12 protein-coding genes are annotated in these 18251 nt (G+C 32.9%); 5 read left to right on the forward strand and 7 right to left on the reverse strand.

Annotated elements, in window-relative coordinates; translation table 11 throughout:
* Positions 1-154: 154 nt before the first annotated feature.
* The gene (locus GQR98_RS14595; protein ID WP_159020139.1) at positions 155-3202 is read left to right on the forward strand and encodes a SusC/RagA family TonB-linked outer membrane protein; all 3048 of its coding nucleotides are present in this window, start codon (positions 155-157) and stop codon (positions 3200-3202) included.
* A 3-nt stretch (positions 3203-3205) separates the two neighbouring features.
* A complete protein-coding gene (locus GQR98_RS14600; protein WP_159020140.1) occupies positions 3206-4975 on the forward strand; it encodes a RagB/SusD family nutrient uptake outer membrane protein in 1770 nt (589 codons plus the stop codon).
* Between the two features lie 72 nt (positions 4976-5047).
* Here the strand turns inward: GQR98_RS14600 and GQR98_RS14605 are convergent, their stop codons facing one another.
* The 7 genes from GQR98_RS14605 to tsaD all read right to left on the reverse strand — a co-directional run bounded on the left by GQR98_RS14605 (position 5048) and on the right by tsaD (position 11481).
* A complete protein-coding gene (locus GQR98_RS14605; RefSeq protein WP_159020141.1) occupies positions 5048-6232 on the reverse strand; it encodes a class I SAM-dependent methyltransferase in 1185 nt (394 codons plus the stop codon).
* Between the two features lie 7 nt (positions 6233-6239).
* On the reverse strand, positions 6240-7328 hold the full coding sequence (locus GQR98_RS14610; RefSeq protein ID WP_159020142.1) for an AI-2E family transporter: 1089 nt from the start codon (positions 7326-7328) through the stop codon (positions 6240-6242).
* Positions 7329-7401: 73 nt separating this feature from the next.
* Positions 7402-7902, reverse strand: a complete 501-nt coding sequence (locus tag GQR98_RS14615) for a TrmH family RNA methyltransferase (RefSeq protein ID WP_159020143.1) — start codon at positions 7900-7902, stop codon at positions 7402-7404.
* A gap of 211 nt (positions 7903-8113) precedes the next feature.
* The gene (locus GQR98_RS14620; RefSeq protein ID WP_159020144.1) at positions 8114-8755 is read right to left on the reverse strand and encodes a DUF4159 domain-containing protein; all 642 of its coding nucleotides are present in this window, start codon (positions 8753-8755) and stop codon (positions 8114-8116) included.
* A gap of 12 nt (positions 8756-8767) precedes the next feature.
* Entirely contained in the window at positions 8768-9475 is a 708-nt protein-coding gene (locus GQR98_RS14625) for a 16S rRNA (uracil(1498)-N(3))-methyltransferase (protein ID WP_159020145.1), read from the reverse strand.
* Positions 9475-10113: a peptidylprolyl isomerase gene (locus GQR98_RS14630; RefSeq protein WP_159020146.1), complete on the reverse strand. Its 639-nt coding sequence runs from the start codon at positions 10111-10113 to the stop codon at positions 9475-9477. Before GQR98_RS14630 ends, GQR98_RS14625 begins: the two co-directional genes overlap by 1 nt.
* Positions 10114-10458: 345 nt before the next feature.
* On the reverse strand, positions 10459-11481 hold the full coding sequence (gene tsaD, locus GQR98_RS14635) for a tRNA (adenosine(37)-N6)-threonylcarbamoyltransferase complex transferase subunit TsaD (RefSeq protein ID WP_159020147.1): 1023 nt from the start codon (positions 11479-11481) through the stop codon (positions 10459-10461).
* A 160-nt stretch (positions 11482-11641) separates the two neighbouring features.
* On the opposite strand from tsaD, the gene GQR98_RS14640 reads away from it, so the two are divergent.
* The 3 genes from GQR98_RS14640 (at position 11642) to gap (ending at position 18234) form a co-directional block, all read left to right on the forward strand.
* Positions 11642-16036 (forward strand): translocation/assembly module TamB domain-containing protein, encoded by a 4395-nt coding sequence (locus GQR98_RS14640; protein WP_233268017.1) that lies wholly within the window; start codon positions 11642-11644, stop codon positions 16034-16036.
* A gap of 189 nt (positions 16037-16225) precedes the next feature.
* Positions 16226-17212: a 6-phosphofructokinase gene (pfkA, locus tag GQR98_RS14645; protein WP_159020148.1), complete on the forward strand. Its 987-nt coding sequence runs from the start codon at positions 16226-16228 to the stop codon at positions 17210-17212.
* Positions 17213-17229: 17 nt separating this feature from the next.
* Entirely contained in the window at positions 17230-18234 is a 1005-nt protein-coding gene (gene gap, locus GQR98_RS14650; protein WP_042494878.1) for a type I glyceraldehyde-3-phosphate dehydrogenase, read from the forward strand.
* Positions 18235-18251 lie beyond the last annotated feature (17 nt).

Raw genomic sequence — 18251 nt, forward strand, 5'->3', positions numbered from 1 at the left:
AGCATAACAACATGCTATAACATTAAACCTATAACTTAAAAAATGCGACTCTATGTAATAATTAAATAGCAACCCTAATTTACAAATTAAAAACCGTAGTTGCTGGAACAACTACGGCTAAATCATTAAGCATTGTAAAACCAATCACTTAAAAATGTACACTAAAAATAATTTTTTTACACTAAAAAACATAGCTTTTTTAGTTTTATCTATTCTTTTATACCAAACTGGGTATGCAAATAGTATGCCTAATAGATATTTAAATTTCATAAATAATGCTGTTCAAACAACTGTAAAAGGCATTGTTTTAGACGAATCTGGAGTGCCATTACCTGGAGCTACCATTATTTTAAAAGGAACTTCAACAGGTGCTTCTACCGATTTTGATGGCGTATTTTCTATTAATGCGGCAATGGGGCAAACACTTCAAGTGTCTTTTGTAGGTTACGAATCTCAGTACGTTGATGTAACTTCTACAGATTTAAAAATTAACTTAAAGCCGTTAAACGCGATGTTAGATGAAGTTCTAATTGTAGGTTACGGCCAACAAACAAAAAAGGATTTAACAGGTGCAGTAACTCAGCTTTCTACTGGCGATTTTAAAAAGGGAGTTAATGTATCTCCAGATAATTTAATTCAAGGTAAAGTTGCAGGTGTACGTGTTGTGCAATCTAGTGGCGAGCCTGGTGCAGGTGTTAATGTTTCCATTCGTGGTGTAGGGTCTATCCGTAGTGGTAGTTCGCCGTTATTTGTGGTAGATGGTATACCGCTAAGTAACGAAAACGTTAGTGCTGCCAGCCCGAATGTTGGTTTGGGTAGTTCTAGCGCTAAAAACCCATTAAACTTTTTAAACACTAGCGATATTGCTTCTATTACAGTTTTAAAAGATGCATCGGCCGCAGCTATTTATGGTGCTAGAGGTTCTAATGGTGTTGTAATTATCACTACTAAAAAAGGAAAAACAGGTGAGGCTTCTATTACTGTAGACTCTTATTTAAGTATCGCTTCTGTGATTAAAAAAACAGATGTTTTATCGGCTAGTGAATACAGAAACGCCATTACAGATGTAGCTTACGATCATGGTGGGGCTACCGATTGGCAAGATGAGTTATTGCGTAGTGCTGTAACGCATAACAACAACTTCTCGTTTGCTAAAAAGACGGACAGCGGAAACTATTATACCTCTTTATCATTTATGGATCAGGAAGGTATTGTTGAAACGAGTGGTTTTAAAAGAACAACAGCACGTTTAAATGCTGAAGAGTCGTTTTTAGACAACAAACGTTTAAAGGTTAAAGTGAATTTAACAGCCAGTCAAATTAACGAAACAGGAGTTCCAAATGGAGCAGATGCTGGATCGGATGGACAATTAATTATTCATGCATTAATGGCAAACCCAACACAACCTGTTTTTACTGAAGATGGTGATTTTACCAATTTCAACTTAAACCAGAATTATAACCCGATGTATTTATTGGATATTTATGATGACCATACGCAAACGCTACGTGTTTTAGGGAATCTAGAAACAACTTTCAGAATTATAGATGGTTTAGAATACAAGTTTAATTATGGTATAGACCGTTCGGTTTCCGAAAGAAATTCTACTATTTATCCAAATGCTACAGATAGAACGCCAGATGGTGCTTATGTTCAGAATAATTTAGAGTCTGAAAGTGTTTTAATGGAGCATTATTTAACCTACCGATTTGGTTTAAACAAAAGTAAGTTTGAAGTTTTAGGAGGTTTCTCTTATCAAGAATTCGATTTCTCTGGAACTACATTTTCTTTAATAGGTATAGATGAAAAAGGTACAGGGGTAGCTCCAGAATACGATCCTGGTTATTCTGGCGAGCAATCTGGAGTTAGCGGATATGCGCAAAGAAATGAGTTGCAATCTTACTTTGGAAGATTAAACTATAATTTTGATGACAAATATTTACTTACAGCTTCATTAAGAGCCGATGGTTCTACACGTTTTGGAGAAAATAATAAATATGGTTATTTCCCATCGTTTGCTTTAGGTTGGAATTTAGATAACGAAAACTTTATTAGTGAAGTAGACGATATTGATCAATTAAAATTCAGAATGAGTTGGGGACAAACTGGTAACCAAGAGGTACAGAATAAAATTACTCAAGCCAGTTATTCGCAATCGGCTTCAGGTGGATATTATTTGTATGACGATTACAATTTAATAAACGGTATTGTGGTAAACCGTACCGCAAACCCAGATTTAAAATGGGAAGTTGTAGAACAATTAAACGTTGGTTTAGATTTCAGTTTATGGAATAACAAGCTTTACGGATCTTTGGATTATTATAATAAAACGACAACCGATGCTATTTTGAATATTTCTTCGGAACCATTAAGTCCTACTACAACCATTTGGAAAAACATCGATGGAAAAATTGTAAACAAAGGTTTTGAGTTTGCTTTAGGTAGCAAAATTATTAATACCGAAGATTTTTCATGGAGCGTAGATGTTAATGGAGCAACTTTAGATAATGAAATACAAAATCTACCAGTATCAGAAATATACTCAGGGAGTGTTGCAGGTCCTGGTTTATCAGGGGTTTTTGCCAATATCTATAAAAGCGGATACGAGGCTGGTTCTTTCTTTATGTTGAAACATTTAGGGTTTGATGCTGATGGAAACGATATTTTTGAAGATTTTAATGGTGATAGCGTTATTAATACTGAAGATCGTCAAATATTTGAAGGCGCACTTCCAAATTTCACCTTTGGTTTAAATACAAACTTAAGTTACAAACGATGGGATTTAAGTCTTGCTTTCATTGGGCAAACAGGAGGTTTATTGGTTAATAACACTAACCTAGCACTAAACATCAATAATATTGTTTCAGATAGAAATGTATTATCTCAGTTTTATAACGATGGTGCGAGTTTTACAAACCAACCACAATTATCTACGTTGTACTTAGAAAAATCAGATTTTATTCGTTTAAATAATGCAAGACTTGGCTATTCTATAGATACCGATGCGCTTAACATAACGTGGTTACAAGGTTTGAACCTTTACGTTAGCGGACAAAATATTTTTACAATCACTAATTATTCAGGATTCGATCCTTTGGTTAACAGCCCACGTGCTTCAGGAGGAAATCAATCTATTGGTATAGATTACACTACTTATCCTTCTTCGAGATCATTTTTACTTGGTGCAACTTTAAAATTATAATTTATGAAAATTTCAAATAAAATATCAAAAATAGCTTCCGTATTCATGGTTGGTGCACTCGTTTTTAGTTGTACAGATTTGAATGAAGAAGTGATAGACGAAGTTATTGGTGGAGAAAGCTCTAACCCTGAAAGCGCCATGGCTGCGGCTTATGGCCAATTAGCAAATAGAACGTTTACCGATCACGGTAATGTGTTTGGTTTACAAGAATATCCAACCGATGAGTGTATGCTGCCAACCCGCGGAAGTGACTGGGGCGATGGTGGAAAATGGCGTGCATTAACCGAGTTTACTTGGGGAACAAACAATGCAGCAGTTGCCGGTACTTGGAATAATTTAACGAGCGGAATCACTAAAACCTTAACGGCAATTGAGTCTTTAGAGCAAAATCCAGATTATGCAAATTACGATTTGTTTTTAGCAGAAGCTCAAGGTTTATTGGCTTTATATGTTTACAATACGTTAGATTTATTTAACCAAGCGCCATACAGAGATCCGTTTACAGCGGGTGCGCCTTTAGAAATTCTTCAAGGTGAAACTGAAATTGATAACCTTATTGCCGATGTAGAAAGTATTATACCAAACCTTGTTAATTTAGGTGAGCAACAAACCTATAATGGGCGTTTTACAAAACAAGCGGCTTATGCATTACTGGCAGATATGTACTTAAATAGAGCTGTTTTTAAAGATCGTTATAATGCCAGTTCTAGTTTTAATTTTACGGAAACTGCTGTAGATAATAATGGTAGCGATATGGATAAAGTTATTTATTACACATCATTATTAATTGATGGTAGCTTTAGTTTAGAGAGTAACTATTTTAAGAATTTTGATATTGACAATGGCAGCGGTTCTGAAATTATTTTTGCCATTGTTCAAGAAAATGATAACATACGTACTAGCGATAACGATTTTGCGTACATGTCTACAGGGCGTGCACAAAAGCAAACACCAGATAATCGTGGTACAAACGGATCTTGTGTAGAACCTGAGTTTTACTACACTTGGGATGGAAATCATGACGATCCTCGTTTTCACCGTTACTACCAATATGGTGATGGTACTTGGTTTATGAACGATGGAACTACAGGCAGTGTACCTGCTGAAGATACTAGAACAGATACAGGAAAGTTACTTGTACATTTTAACCGTGGTTTACAAGTAGGGCAGCAGTATGGCCCAACTTTAGACGGAAAAGGTGGTTTTAATATGACAGCTGATGGACGTATTGAAATCAGTAAATTGTATATGGAAAAAAACACAACAACACCAATGGATTATACTCCAGATTTAGATTTTAGTAACCCAGTAGAAGCTGTATTTTCTCAAGATCAAATTAATCGAGGTGTACGTAACTTTAAGTGGGAATTCGATCCTAACTATGGTAACGGAAACTCTGCTGTAGATGTGCCGTTATACCGTTTAGGAGGAATGTATTGTATGCGTGCAGAAGCTTATTTCCGTAACGGAGAAACAGCTTTAGCGCTTGCCGATATCAATATGTTAAGAACAAGTAGAACGCGTGAAGCCCTTTTCGGAAATGCGCCAGGTGTTGCTATTACTTCTTTAGATGAAACAACATTATACAACGAAATTGGTTTTGAAATGTATTGGGAAATGTATAGAAGAAAACAGATGATACGTTTTGGAACTTTTGATGAACCTTATACAGCCAAACCAATTACGGAGCCGTATTTAAGAGTTTATGCTATCCCTCAGGCTACTATCGATGTAACCGCTGAAATTAGTCAAAATTTCGGGTATATCAATTAAGCATCAATTTTATAAATTGGTAATATGGAAAATCTCAGGCTTATGGTCTGAGATTTTTTTTTGAAGTAGTTTTTAAGAAGTTACCCGTTTAGTAATAAGGACCACCTTGTTATTATCTAAATCTGTAGTGAAAAACACGTAGAGTTCGCCACCATCTTTAATGTTGAATTTTTTTCTGATATTTTGTACCGTTTCCGGGAAATTTCTCGTGGTGATGTTCGCTTTATTTAAACCTCTTTTTTTTATCTCTTTTTTGTTATACGGTAAAATATCTTCAATTTTAAAAGTCCTTCCAGGGAAATCTATTAAAGTACTATTGGTGTACAAATGCGAATGTTTATGAAGTTTATAAACTTGTAATTGATTCGAAATAGAATCGAAAGCGCCAGATTTTAAAATAGCCGAGTTAGGCTCGTAAAGAAAGGTGAGTGGTAGGCTGTAATTAGAATCAGTCGTTTTTTCTTCATCTAAAATAAAACTAAAAACGTCTGCTTTTTCCTTTTTAATATTGCATGTTTCAATACTGATACCTCCATTGAAATCAGCTTCTAAAATCCAAAGTAATTCTTTTACTTCGTTATTTACAGCTACAACATGGATGGTTTTTACATACTTTAATTCACCAATACCAACCGATAAATCGAGAAGCGGTGATGTTTTAATCATAATATTTTTACTTCTTTTAAAAAGTAAATCTAAATGCGTAGGTACATTAGGTAAGCAATCATTTAAAAAGAAAACTTTTCCCTTGCTATCATGTCGCCTAGAAGGGTCTATATAAATCCAATCGAATTGAGAATCAAGGCTTTTTAAATACTCAATACCATCAACAGTTTGTGTTTCTATATTTTCAACATGTAACTGTTTGTAATTATGACTAACTATTTGAGATAATTTTGGGTTTATTTCGCAATGCGTAACCTTTTTAAAGCGTTTTGAGAAATAATAGCAATCTACTCCAAAGCCACCGGTTAAGTCGATTACAGCATCGCCTTGCATTAAATCCGCTTTATATTTTGCTGTAACCTCAGAAGAGGTTTGCTCTATATTTAGTTTATTAGGAAAATAAATTTTTTCAGCATTAAACCAAGTAGCTAACTTCTTTTCGCTTCGTTTTTTTGCTTCAATTTGTTCGATAATTTCGCTAGTTTCAATAGCTTCAAAATTTGTGCCTTTTAATAGAACGGAGTTTATATCCGCCTTTAAATGAGTATCAATAAAATCTTGAATCTCAGTATGTAGTATAGAAATATTCAAAATGAATTTATAAACCTTTAGTTAGTTTTTTTACAATCTTGTTTTCAGCTAAAAATTCTTTTAAAATTACTTTAATAGCAGTGTAAGCAGGCACGGCTATTATTAAACCAATAATGCCAAAAAGAATACCTGTAATTAAAATAACCAAAAATATTTCTAACGGATGCGATTTTACACTCTTAGAAAATATTACGGGTTGGCTGCCAAAATTATCAATAAGTTGCCCAATCATGAATACAATAAATACCCAAAATGTTTTAGGTAAAATAACTTCGCTAAAGCTTTCGTCTAAGTTACTCGTCATGGTTAAAGTTAGCATTAATGCCGCGCCAATTAACGGTCCAACATAAGGAATAAGGTTCAACAATGCACATAGAAAAGCGATTACAATAGGGTTTTCTACACCAATAATAAGTAAACCAATGGTGTAAATAATAAATAGAATTAGTATTTGAAAAATAAGCCCTACGAAATAACGCGATAGTAAATCCTTAATTTTAGTAGAAGAGTTTTTCCAACGAGACTCTTTGTTCGCGGGAATAAATGTTAGAATACCATTTTCAAATAAGCGGCTATCTTTCAAGAAGAAAAATGAAATAAATAATACTGAAAATAAACCAATACTAAAACTTCCAAGTCCACTTAAAACCGAGTTTAAAAAGTTCGGAATCATAGCGAAATTAATTTTAGACAGTAAGTTAGAGTCTTTTAAAGATTGTTCTACATCAATTTTATGTAAATCAAAATACTTGAGGATTTCAATATATAAATTTTCGATATTTTCTTGTAATAAGTCAATATCTAAAAGCGATAAATTTTGACCTTGTTTTACGACCAACGGAATAAATAAGCCAACCAAACCTATAAATAAGCTTAACAAAACAAGCATAGTTACAATAACGGCAATGGTGTTTTTAAACTTCAATCTACGTTCTAAAAATAGAACAATAGGTCGGCCAATTAATGAAATTACTGCTGCTATGGCCACGTAACCAATCACCGATTGTATTTGGTATAGAAAATATAAAATGAGTGCTACTCCTAAAATAATACCAATAGCTTTAAGTATACCGTTTGAAATGGTGTTCGAATTCATCTTGTAAATATAATATTATTTACGTTGAAATTTTGAGAGCACTCATTTTTTTGAAAATGATATAAATAGTAATTTATGAAAGTTGCTTTGTGATTTCGTAAACAGCAATATTTGTGGCTTGCACAACATTCATACTGCTGTTTTGGCCAAACATATCAATATGAAATACTGCATCTGAAAGATTTAAAATAGCTTCGGAAACACCAAATTTTTCATCACCAATAACTAAAACAATAGATTTTTCATTTGAAAATTTAGCGGTGTGGATTGGTTTACTTTTATCCGTTATTTCTAAAGAAATAATATGATGATTGTTTTCTTTTAATTCTTTTACAACCTCTAAAGCCGATGGACATATATCGAAATTAACTACTTTTTCTGTTGCTCGTGATGTTTTTGATATTTTTCGTCCCAACTGAATGTTTTCACCACAAAGCACCAATTTTTCAATACCAAAAGCATCTGCCATTCTAAATAAACTACCAATATTTGGTGCATTGGTAACATTATCGCATACCAAAATGATTGGAAATGTACGTTTTTTGAAGTTGGTGGTGTAGTGGGTGAGTTGCAATTTTTTTGTTTAAATGGTTAGCGTGTAATTGAGAAATTCTCATGTGAAATTACGATATAACTAATTAGGACTAGCATACATATTAGGAATAATATTAACCCAATAAGTGTTCGTTTTATTTTTTTAGACAGTTTCTCATTTATAGAATTGGATTTAAAAAAGGGTTCAACCAACTGAAAAACAAGATGAACTATAGTTTCCATAATATAATTTAATGTTCAAAAGCATACTTTACAATATTAGCTCCCATTTTTAGAGCCTTTTCTCTAACATCTGCAGGATCGTTATGTATTTGTGGATCTTCCCAACCATCGCCTAAATCACTTTCATAAGTAAATAGCAATATCAATCTATCTTTTTCAAATAAACCGAATGCTTGCGGGCGTTTGCCATCGTGCTCATGTATTTTTGGTAAACCTTTAGGGAAACTAAAAGCCGAATTAAAAACTGGGTGAGTGGCTGGCAATTCGATTAAATCTTTATTCGGAAATACTTTTTTAAGTTCCTTTGTAATATAAGGCTGCATGCCATAATTATCATCAATATGCAGAAAACCACCTGAAATTAAATAGTTACGTAAATTTTCGGAATCTGTTTCATTAAAAAACACATTACCATGCCCCGTCATGTGAATAAAAGGATATTGAAAAATATCAGGACTGCTCACTTCAACAGTTTCTACTTTAGGGTTTATTTTGGTATTAATATTTTCGTTACAAAATGTAATTAAGTTTGGTAACGCGGTGGCATTACCATACCAATCACCACCACCTTGATATTTTAAAATTGCCAAATCTTGTGCAGTAGAACCCACCGAAAACAGACAAAATAAAATGGAAGCAATGAATTTCATGATTTAAATGTATTACATTTCATTAATAAACGAAACAGAATGACAGGCAACAATAGCCGCAGTTTCTGTGCGTAAACGTGTTTCTCCCAAAGTTACAGGAATAAATTTGTTTTGAAGTGCTAGATCTATTTCTTTAACCGAAAAATCACCTTCTGGACCAATTAAAATAGTGATATCTTGTTTAGGTTGAAGTTCGTTTTTTAAAGATTTCTTATCGGTTTCTTCGCAATGTGCTATAAATAAATGTCCAGAAAAGTCTTGATTTACAAAGGTTTTAAAAGGCACTGCCTCTTTTAATTCTGGTAAATAGCAACTTAAAGATTGTTTTGTTGCCGATTGAATAATGCGCTCAAAACGCTCAGTTTTAATAATTTTACGTTCACTATGGTCGCAAATAATAGGTGTAATGCTGTCGATGCCTATTTCTGTGGCTTTTTCTAAAAACCACTCATAGCGGTCGTTCATTTTAGTAGGAGCGACCGCTAGGTGTAAGTTATATTTTTTTTTAGGTTGTAATGTTTTGGATACAATTTCTGCTGTGCATTTATTGATATTGGGTATCGATATTTGAGCAGAAAAGAGCCAACCTTTTCCATTTGTAATATGCAAAGTATCTCCAACTTGTTTACGAAGCACTTTTACAATATGCCTGCTTTCTTCTTTTTCAAAAGAAAATTGTGTTGTGTTTTCGTTTATGTCGGGATTATAGAATAGTTGCATTAGTTTTTTGCTTCAACAATTTTTAAAACTTCAATTTCTGCGATGTCTTTAGGTTCATGTGTTTTTAAAACTACATAATACCAGTTTTTTTCAGCAACATCAACAGTAAAAATATCATTTAAGTGATGTTCGCTGCTTATTATTGCGTTTTCAAAATCAGGATGTACTTCTCCTGATAAAAACCAACCTAAATCGCCTCCTTTATTGGCATTATCGTCCATAGAGTATTGCTTAGATAAAAAATCAAACGGTGCTCCGTTATGGTATTTTGCAATAATTTTATCACGCAAGTTATTAATTTCATTTCGTTTGTATTTAGTACCGTCTAGATAAATATAAGCAACTCTGTAATAGGTTTTCTTGTTTTTTTTAACAACTTTATATACGGTTTTCTCGTATTCGTTTTCGTTAACCTTAGTACCTCCAAGGCGCATATCGAAAAGCTCTTTTGCTAAATTTGTTTTGTGTTTTTCCTCATTAAAGGTAATAAGTTTGTTTTTTTTAGAATTTTTCGACTCTAGAAATTGTTCAATTTGTTCTGGAGTTTCAACAAGTTCTAATTCTTTTTCGATTGATTTTTGTGCGTTCAAAAAAGATGAAAAGCCTATAAAGGCTGAAATAAAAAAAAGTTTGGTCATAATATTTGGGGTATATTTTCAGAGCCAAATTTAAAGTTAATGTTTGTGATATGAAAGTAGAGGCTGTAAGTTATTAAGAATATGTTGTTAATAGCTTTAAATTGAGCGCGTTGGTTTAGTTTTTTTTCACTTTGACTACGTTGAATAACAAGATTATTATTGAAGTTACGCATAAATTTTCAGCTTTAAGCTGAATAAATATAAGGACGAGCTATTAAATTTAAAACTGTAAAAAAGGATGAATCCATAGACCGTTCCGAAGAAAACTAAGCATATTGAACTTCTGCAAAACAAAAAAGCCACATAAATTATGTGGCTCTTTTTGAAAAAATATTATAATGAAATTTAGATTTTTAATCGTGCAGATGCTACCACATCCTGCTCGGCAAAATCTTCCTCTAAAAATTTTAAATAACCAACAATAGCAATCATTGCTGCATTATCTGTAGTGAATTCAAATTTTGGCACGTAGGTTGTCCAACCAAACTTTTGTTCACCATTTTTTAAAGCTTGTCTTATTCCAGAATTGGCCGAAACACCACCACCAATTGCAATATGACTAATACCAGTTTCTTTGGTTGCCAGTTTTAATTTATCAATTAAAATACCAATAATAGTATATTGAATAGAGGCACAGATGTCGTTTAAGTTTTCTTCAATAAAGTTAGGATTAGCCTTAATTTCACGCTGAATAAAATAAAGAACAGCTGTTTTAAAACCAGAAAAGCTAAAATTTAATCCATCTACTTTCGGTTTTGTGAATTTAAAAGCTTTAGGATTTCCTAGTTTAGTGCGTTTATCAATTTCTGGGCCTGCAGGATAACCTAGACCCAAAATTTTTCCGCTCTTATCAAAGGCTTCACCTACGGCATCATCAATGGTTTCACCAATAACCGTCATATCAAAATGAGAATCTACACGAACAATTTGTGTGTGGCCGCCCGAAATAGTCATGGCTAAAAACGGAAAAGGTGGTTTATCAAAACCTTCTTCATCTATAAAATGAGCTAAAATATGCGCTTGCATGTGGTTTACATCAATTAACGGAATATTTAATCCGTAAGCTAAAGATTTTGCAAACGATGTACCAACCAATAAACTACCCATTAATCCTGGTCCACGTGTAAAAGCAACAGCATTAAGTTGTTCTTTGGTAATATTCGCCTTTTTTAATGCTTGGTGAACTACAGGTACAATGTTTTGTTGGTGCGCTCTAGACGCTAATTCTGGTACAACACCACCAAATTCTTCATGTATTTTTTGGGTAGCAACAACATTACTTAAAATTTTACCGTTGTGTATTACGGAAGCCGCTGTATCATCGCAAGATGACTCAATTCCGAGTATATAAATATTTTGTTCCTTCATTAGTGAATATTAGGCACAATAATTGTTAATTTTGAATCCGAGTAACCGAATTAAGAAATTCTATTTGTTTGTGATTGCAAAAATAGTTTATTCTAAATAAAATTATAACGTTAAGGGTATCAAAAAATTTCTAAAAATATTATTAAAAATAGCAGGTATATTGCTATTGTTGTTCATCATTTTGGTGTTGGTTCTCTCTATTCCTGCCGTACAAACAAGTTTAGGTAATTACGTAACTAAGCGTATTAACAGCGATTTTAAGACCAATATAAATGTAGATAAAGTTAGTCTTCAATTTAATGGAGATGTTGAGCTTAAACAAATTTACATTGAGGATTATAGGCAAGATACCTTAATTAGTATTGCCGAATTAAACACATCTATTCTGGGTGTTAGGAACCTAATTAATGGACAATTGGTTTTTGGAGATATCGATATTGAAAATCTTAATTTTAATATTAAAACTTATAAAGACGAAGCAGAAACTAATTTAGATGTTTTTGTGGCACGTTTTGATAGTGATAATCCAAGATCGGAAAAAAGTAATTTTTTATTATCGAGTAGTGATGTATCCATATACAACAGTGTTTTTAAGTTTACAGATGAAAATAGAGAGACTTCAAAGTTGCTTCATTTTGAAGATTTAAACATTAATGCTACCAATTTTTTAATTAACGGAAGCGATGTGAATGCTAGAATTAATACCCTTAATTTTGTAGATAGTCGTGGTGTTACCGTTAAAAATATGATGACCGATTTTAGTTATACCCTAACAGATATGACTTTCGGGAATTTGAGTATTAAAACACCAAACTCGGAGTTAAAAGGTGATTTAAAATTCTCCTACGATAGGGCAGATTTTAAATATTTTACCGATAAGGTTTTGGTTTCGGCTAGTTTTAAAGATTCTAAAATTAAGTTAGACGAGTTAAATACGTTTTACAATGAATTTGGCGTAAACCAAACAGCAACTTTTAGTACCGATATTTCTGGAACCTTAAATGATTTACAAACCTCTAATTTAAAATTAAACACCAATAGAAATACACGTATTTACGGAGATATCAGCTTTAAAAACCTTTTTAATAAAGAAGAAGGTAATTTTTATATGAACGGGAAATTCAGAAATTTATCTTCTACATATAAAGATTTGAAAGCTTTGTTACCAAACGTACTAGGCGCAGCTATTCCATCATCTTTTGATAGGTTAGGGTATTTTACCGTAGTTGGAAATTCTCAAATAACATCGTCTACTGTGGTTGCCGATATTCAAATAGATACCGAGTTAGGTTTTGTAGATTCTAACTTAAAAATAAGTAAGATCAATGATATCGATAATGCGGCTTATAAGGGCAATATTATTTTTGATGAATTCGATTTCGGAACGTTTTTAGATTCTCCAACCGTTGGTAAAGCATCGCTTAATTTTGATGTAGATGGTAAAGGTTTTGTTACTAAAACCATTAATACACAAGTAAAAGGTGATGTGTTTGAAGTGGAGTATAATAACTATAATTATCAAGGTGTAAAAGTGGCTGGAAATGTTAGGAATAATATTTTTGATGGAAACCTTATTGCTAATGATAGAAACCTGAAATTAAACTTTACAGGCCTTGTAGATTTCTCTGAAACTGTAAACAAATACGATTTTGAAGCCAAAGTAGAGTATGCCAATTTAAACGCGTTAAACTTCATTAAAAAAGATAGTATTTCTATTTTTGAAAGTACGGTTAACATGAATATGAATGCCAGTAATTATGATGATGCTTACGGTAAAATTTCATTCAGAAAAACCAAATACAAAAACGAAAACGATACTTATTATTTCGATGAATTCGATGTTTCATCACGTTTTAGCGATGGTTTGCGTTATATAGAAATTAACTCACCAGATATTATAGAAGGTGATTTTAAAGGGAAGTTTAAGTTTAAGGAACTTAAAAAATTATTCGAAAATTCTATTGGTTATATTTATACTAATTACATACCAAACGAAGTAGAAGCGAACCAAAGTGTCGATTTTAATTTCACCATTTATAATAAAATTGTAGAAGTTATTTATCCGGAACTTCAGTTGGCCAAAAACACCTTTATTCGAGGGAAAGTAGAGAGTGATGAAAGTCAATTTAAACTCACTTTTAAATCCCCTAAAATTAAGCTTCAAAATTATTTTGCAAACAATATCGAGTTGCAAGTAGATAATAGTAATCCGGTTTTTAATACTTACGTAGAAATAGATAGTTTAAATACTAAATATTACAATGTTTCCAACTTCAATTTAATTAATGTAACGGTTAATGATACGTTGTTTATGCGGTCGGAATTTAATGGCGGAAAACGTAATAAAGATAATTTCAACTTAAGTTTCTATCATACTATTAATGAAGAAAACGAATCGGTTATTGGGTTTAAACAATCGGATATTACAATCAAGGATAATAAATGGAATATTAATGAGTTACAAGATAAGTTTCATAAAATATCATTTGATAAAAAATTAACGAAATTTAATATTGATAAGTTTAGAATTAACCATGAAAACGAAGAAATTAAACTCTCCGGATTTCTTAGAGATTCTACAGAAAAAGATATAAAACTTAACTTTACTAATGTCGATTTAGCTAAAATAACGCCAGATATCGATAGTTTAAATTTATCTGGAAACGTTAATGGTAAACTAGATTTAGTACAGCAAAACGGGAATTATTTACCCAATTCTAGTATCATCATTAATAACTTTAGAGTTAACGATTTTCTGTTAGGTTCTTTCGATGCTAATATTAGTGGTAATGAGTCGTTAACAAATTACACAGTTGATGCAACAATTAAAAATGATGATTCTAATTCCTTTACCGCTAAAGGCGATATTTATGTAGCTGGTAAGGCTTCCAAAATTGATGTGAGTTTGGTGTTTGATGGTTTCGATTTGTATCCTTTAAACCCTTTATTGCGCGATGTTTTAAGTGATATTCGTGGTAAGGCCGAAGGAGAAATACAGGTTGTTGGCGATCTAAGAAAACCTAATTTTAATGGTGAACTTATAGTAAAGAAAGCAGGTTTAGGAATTCCTTTTTTAAACGTGAATTACGATTTTTCAGAAAACGCTTCTGTGAGTTTAAAAAATCAAAGTTTTATATTCAACAACATCAATATTACCGATACAAAATATAAAACAAAAGGATTATTAAAGGGAGATTTAAGCCATGTTAATTTCTCTAAATGGAGTCTAGGTCTTGATATTACAACTAAAAATTTATTGATTTTAGATACTAAAGAAACTGAAGACGCACTGTATTATGGCACAGGTTTTATTGGTGGTGAAGCTAGTATTTATGGACCAACCGAGGAGTTAAGAATTAATGTAATAGGAGAAACGAAACCAGGAACAGTGTTTAAAATACCGCTGAATGATGCTGAATCTTTTGGAGATAACACCTTTATACATTTTATAACTAAAGAAGAAAAAGAAGCACGTAGCAAAGGAGAAGAGCTTGTTTTTGATGAAATTAAAGGTTTAGAGCTCGATTTTGATTTAGATGTTACCGAAGATGCCGAAGTAGAAATTATAATAGATAAAGCCACAGGGCATTCCTTAAAAGGTAGAGGACGAGGCGGATTATTAGTTGAAATTAATACAAACGGAAAGTTCAATATGTGGGGGGATTTTGCGGTTTTCGAAGGACTCTATAATTTTGCTTATGGCGGTTTTGTGCAAAAGCAATTTACAGTTCAACCGGGTGGAACTCTAGCTTGGGAAGGTTCACCTTTGGATGCTGAGATAAACATGAATGCTATTTATAAAACGCAAGCTAATCCATCTCCATTATTAGATACACCAATTAATAGAAGTATACCTGTAGAATTAAACATTGCTTTAACAGGAAGTTTAGAGCACCCAGTACCAGAATTTACTTTTGAGTTTCCTAATGTGAATTCTACTATAAAATCGGAGTTAAATTACCGTTTAGAGTCGGATAGTGATCGTCAGGATCAGGCCTTGTATCTTGTATCAACAGGTTCTTTTTCTGGAGGTTTAGATGAGCTTAATTTTTCGGGCACTATTGCCGAACGTCTTAATGGTATAATTAATAGTGTGTTTTCTAACGGAGATAGTAAACTGAGTTTAGGTTTAAATTATGAGGCCGGACAAAACACTCCAGATTATCAAACCGACGATCGTGTTGGTTTAACACTACAAACTCAAATTAGCGATCGTGTACTTATCAATGGTAAAGTAGGGGTACCGGTTGGTGGCGCAACCGATACGGTTATTGCTGGCGATGTGGAAGTCTCTTTTCTTTTAAATGAAGATGGTACGTTAACCGCTAAAGTTTTTAACCGAGAAAACAGTATTCGTAATTTTGGTGAAGATATTGGATACACGCAAGGTGTAGGGCTTTCGTACAATGTCGATTTCGATACGTTTAAGGAGTTGCTTAGAAAAATATTCACTAAGAACTCCGACAAAGAAGATGATGTATTAGAGCGACCTGAAAAGGAAGCAGAAAGCGCATTGCCAGATTATATATCTGTAAAGCCAGCTTCAAAAAAATAATTCCTTTTCAATAATTCTCAATAAAATTACCTCAATTTGGTTTTAATCGAATAATTCGGGGTTAAAATAGCACGTTATTTAATATTTATTACTAAAACGTTATAGTATCAAACTACTAATAAAACAGTGTTAATAGTATGATTATATTCTTTTTCTTTATTAAATTTACGTTTTAATTATAAGAAATAAATGCCAAATAAAATAAAGAAAATAGGAGTGTTTACATCAGGAGGAGATTCTCCAGGTATGAATGCCGCCATACGTTCGGTAGTAAGGTCTTGTGCCTACTACAATATAGAATGTATTGGTATATATAGAGGTTACGAAGGCTTAATGGAAGGCGATTTTGAATCGATGGGTGCTCGTAGCGTAAAAGGAATTATTAATAAAGGCGGAACGATATTAAAATCGGCACGTTCTGCAGAATTTAGAACCAAAGAAGGCCGTCAAAAAGCTTACGATCAATTAAACAAAGCAGGGATTGATGCTTTAGTTGCTATTGGTGGTGATGGTACGTTTACCGGCGCATTGGTTTTTAACGAAGAGTTCGGTTTCCCAGTAATCGGTATTCCAGGAACTATCGATAATGATATTGTTGGAACGTCTCATACATTAGGTTTCGATACGGCTCAAAACACCGTAGTAGAAGCTATTGATAAAATTAGAGATACAGCAAGTTCACATAATCGTTTGTTTTTTATAGAGGTTATGGGGCGTGATGTTGGGCATATTGCTCTAAATGTTGGTATTGCTGGTGGTGCTGAAGAGATTTTAATTCCTGAAGAAGATTTAGGATTAGATAGATTAGTAGAATCGTTGAATAAAAGTAGGAAATCAGGTAAATCGTCTAGTATTGTAGTGGTTGCCGAAGGAGATAAAATAGGTAAAAATATTTTTGAACTTAAGGACTATGTTGATGAAAACATGGAAGGTTACGATGTTAGAGTATCTGTGTTAGGACACATGCAACGTGGTGGTTCTCCATCTTGTTTCGATCGTGTTTTAGCGAGTAGAATGGGCGTTAAAGCCGTAGATTCTTTATTAGAAGGTAAATCTAACTATATGGTAGGTTTAATTAATAATAAAATGCAGCTTACTCCTTTAGATAATGCCATAAAAGGAAAAACAAAAATTAACTTAGAATTATTGCGTGTCTCAGATATCATGAGCACTTAACATTTATAAACAAGAATATGTCAAAATTAAAAATTGGAATTAACGGATTTGGTAGAATAGGTAGAATTGCTTTTAGAGTAGCAGCTTCTAGATCTAATGATATTGAAGTAGTAGGAATTAATGATTTATTAGATGTTGATCATTTAGCTTACTTATTAAAGTTCGATTCTGTTCACGGACAGTTTGATGGAACTATCGAAACTAAAGATGGTAACTTAGTAGTAAACGGAAATACAATTAGAGTTACTGCAGAACGTAACCCTGAAGATTTAAAATGGGATGCTATTGGAGCAGACGTTGTTTTAGATTGTACTGGTATCTTCACAACTTTAGAAGGTGCTCAAAAACATATTACTGCTGGAGCTAAAAAGGTTGCAATTTCTGCACCATCTGCCGATGCGCCAATGTTCGTTATGGGTGTAAACCATAAAGAAATTACTGCTGCACATACTATCGTATCTAACGCATCTTGTACTACTAACTGTTTAGCTCCATTAGCTAAAGTAATTAACGATAAATTCGGAATTGCTGAAGGTTTAATGACAACTGTTCACGCTGCAACTGCTACACAATCTACTGTTGATGGTGTATCTAGAAAAGATTACCGTTTAGGTCGTGCTTCTTTAAACAACATTGTACCAGCTTCTACTGGAGCTGCAAAAGCTGTTGGAAAAGTAATTCCTGAATTAAACGGAAAATTAACTGGTATGGCTTTTAGAATCCCTACTGTTGATGTATCTGTGGTAGATTTAACTTGTCGTTTAGAGCGTCCAGCTCCATGGGCTGAAATTAAAGCGGCTTTAAAAGAAGCTTCTGAAGGTGAATTAGCTGGTATTTTAGGTTATACTGAAGAAGGTGTTGTATCTCAAGATTTCGTATCTGAACCAAAAACAAGTACATTCGATGCAAACGCAAGTATGGCATTAAATGACGGTTTTGTAAAATTAGTTTCTTGGTATGATAACGAGTTTGGTTATTCAACTAAATTAATTGATTTAGCTCAACATATCGGATCAATATAATAAATAATTTATATATT

Origin of the sequence: Algibacter sp. L3A6 (assembly GCF_009796825.1) — a bacterium.
Lineage (GTDB): Bacteria > Bacteroidota > Bacteroidia > Flavobacteriales > Flavobacteriaceae > Algibacter.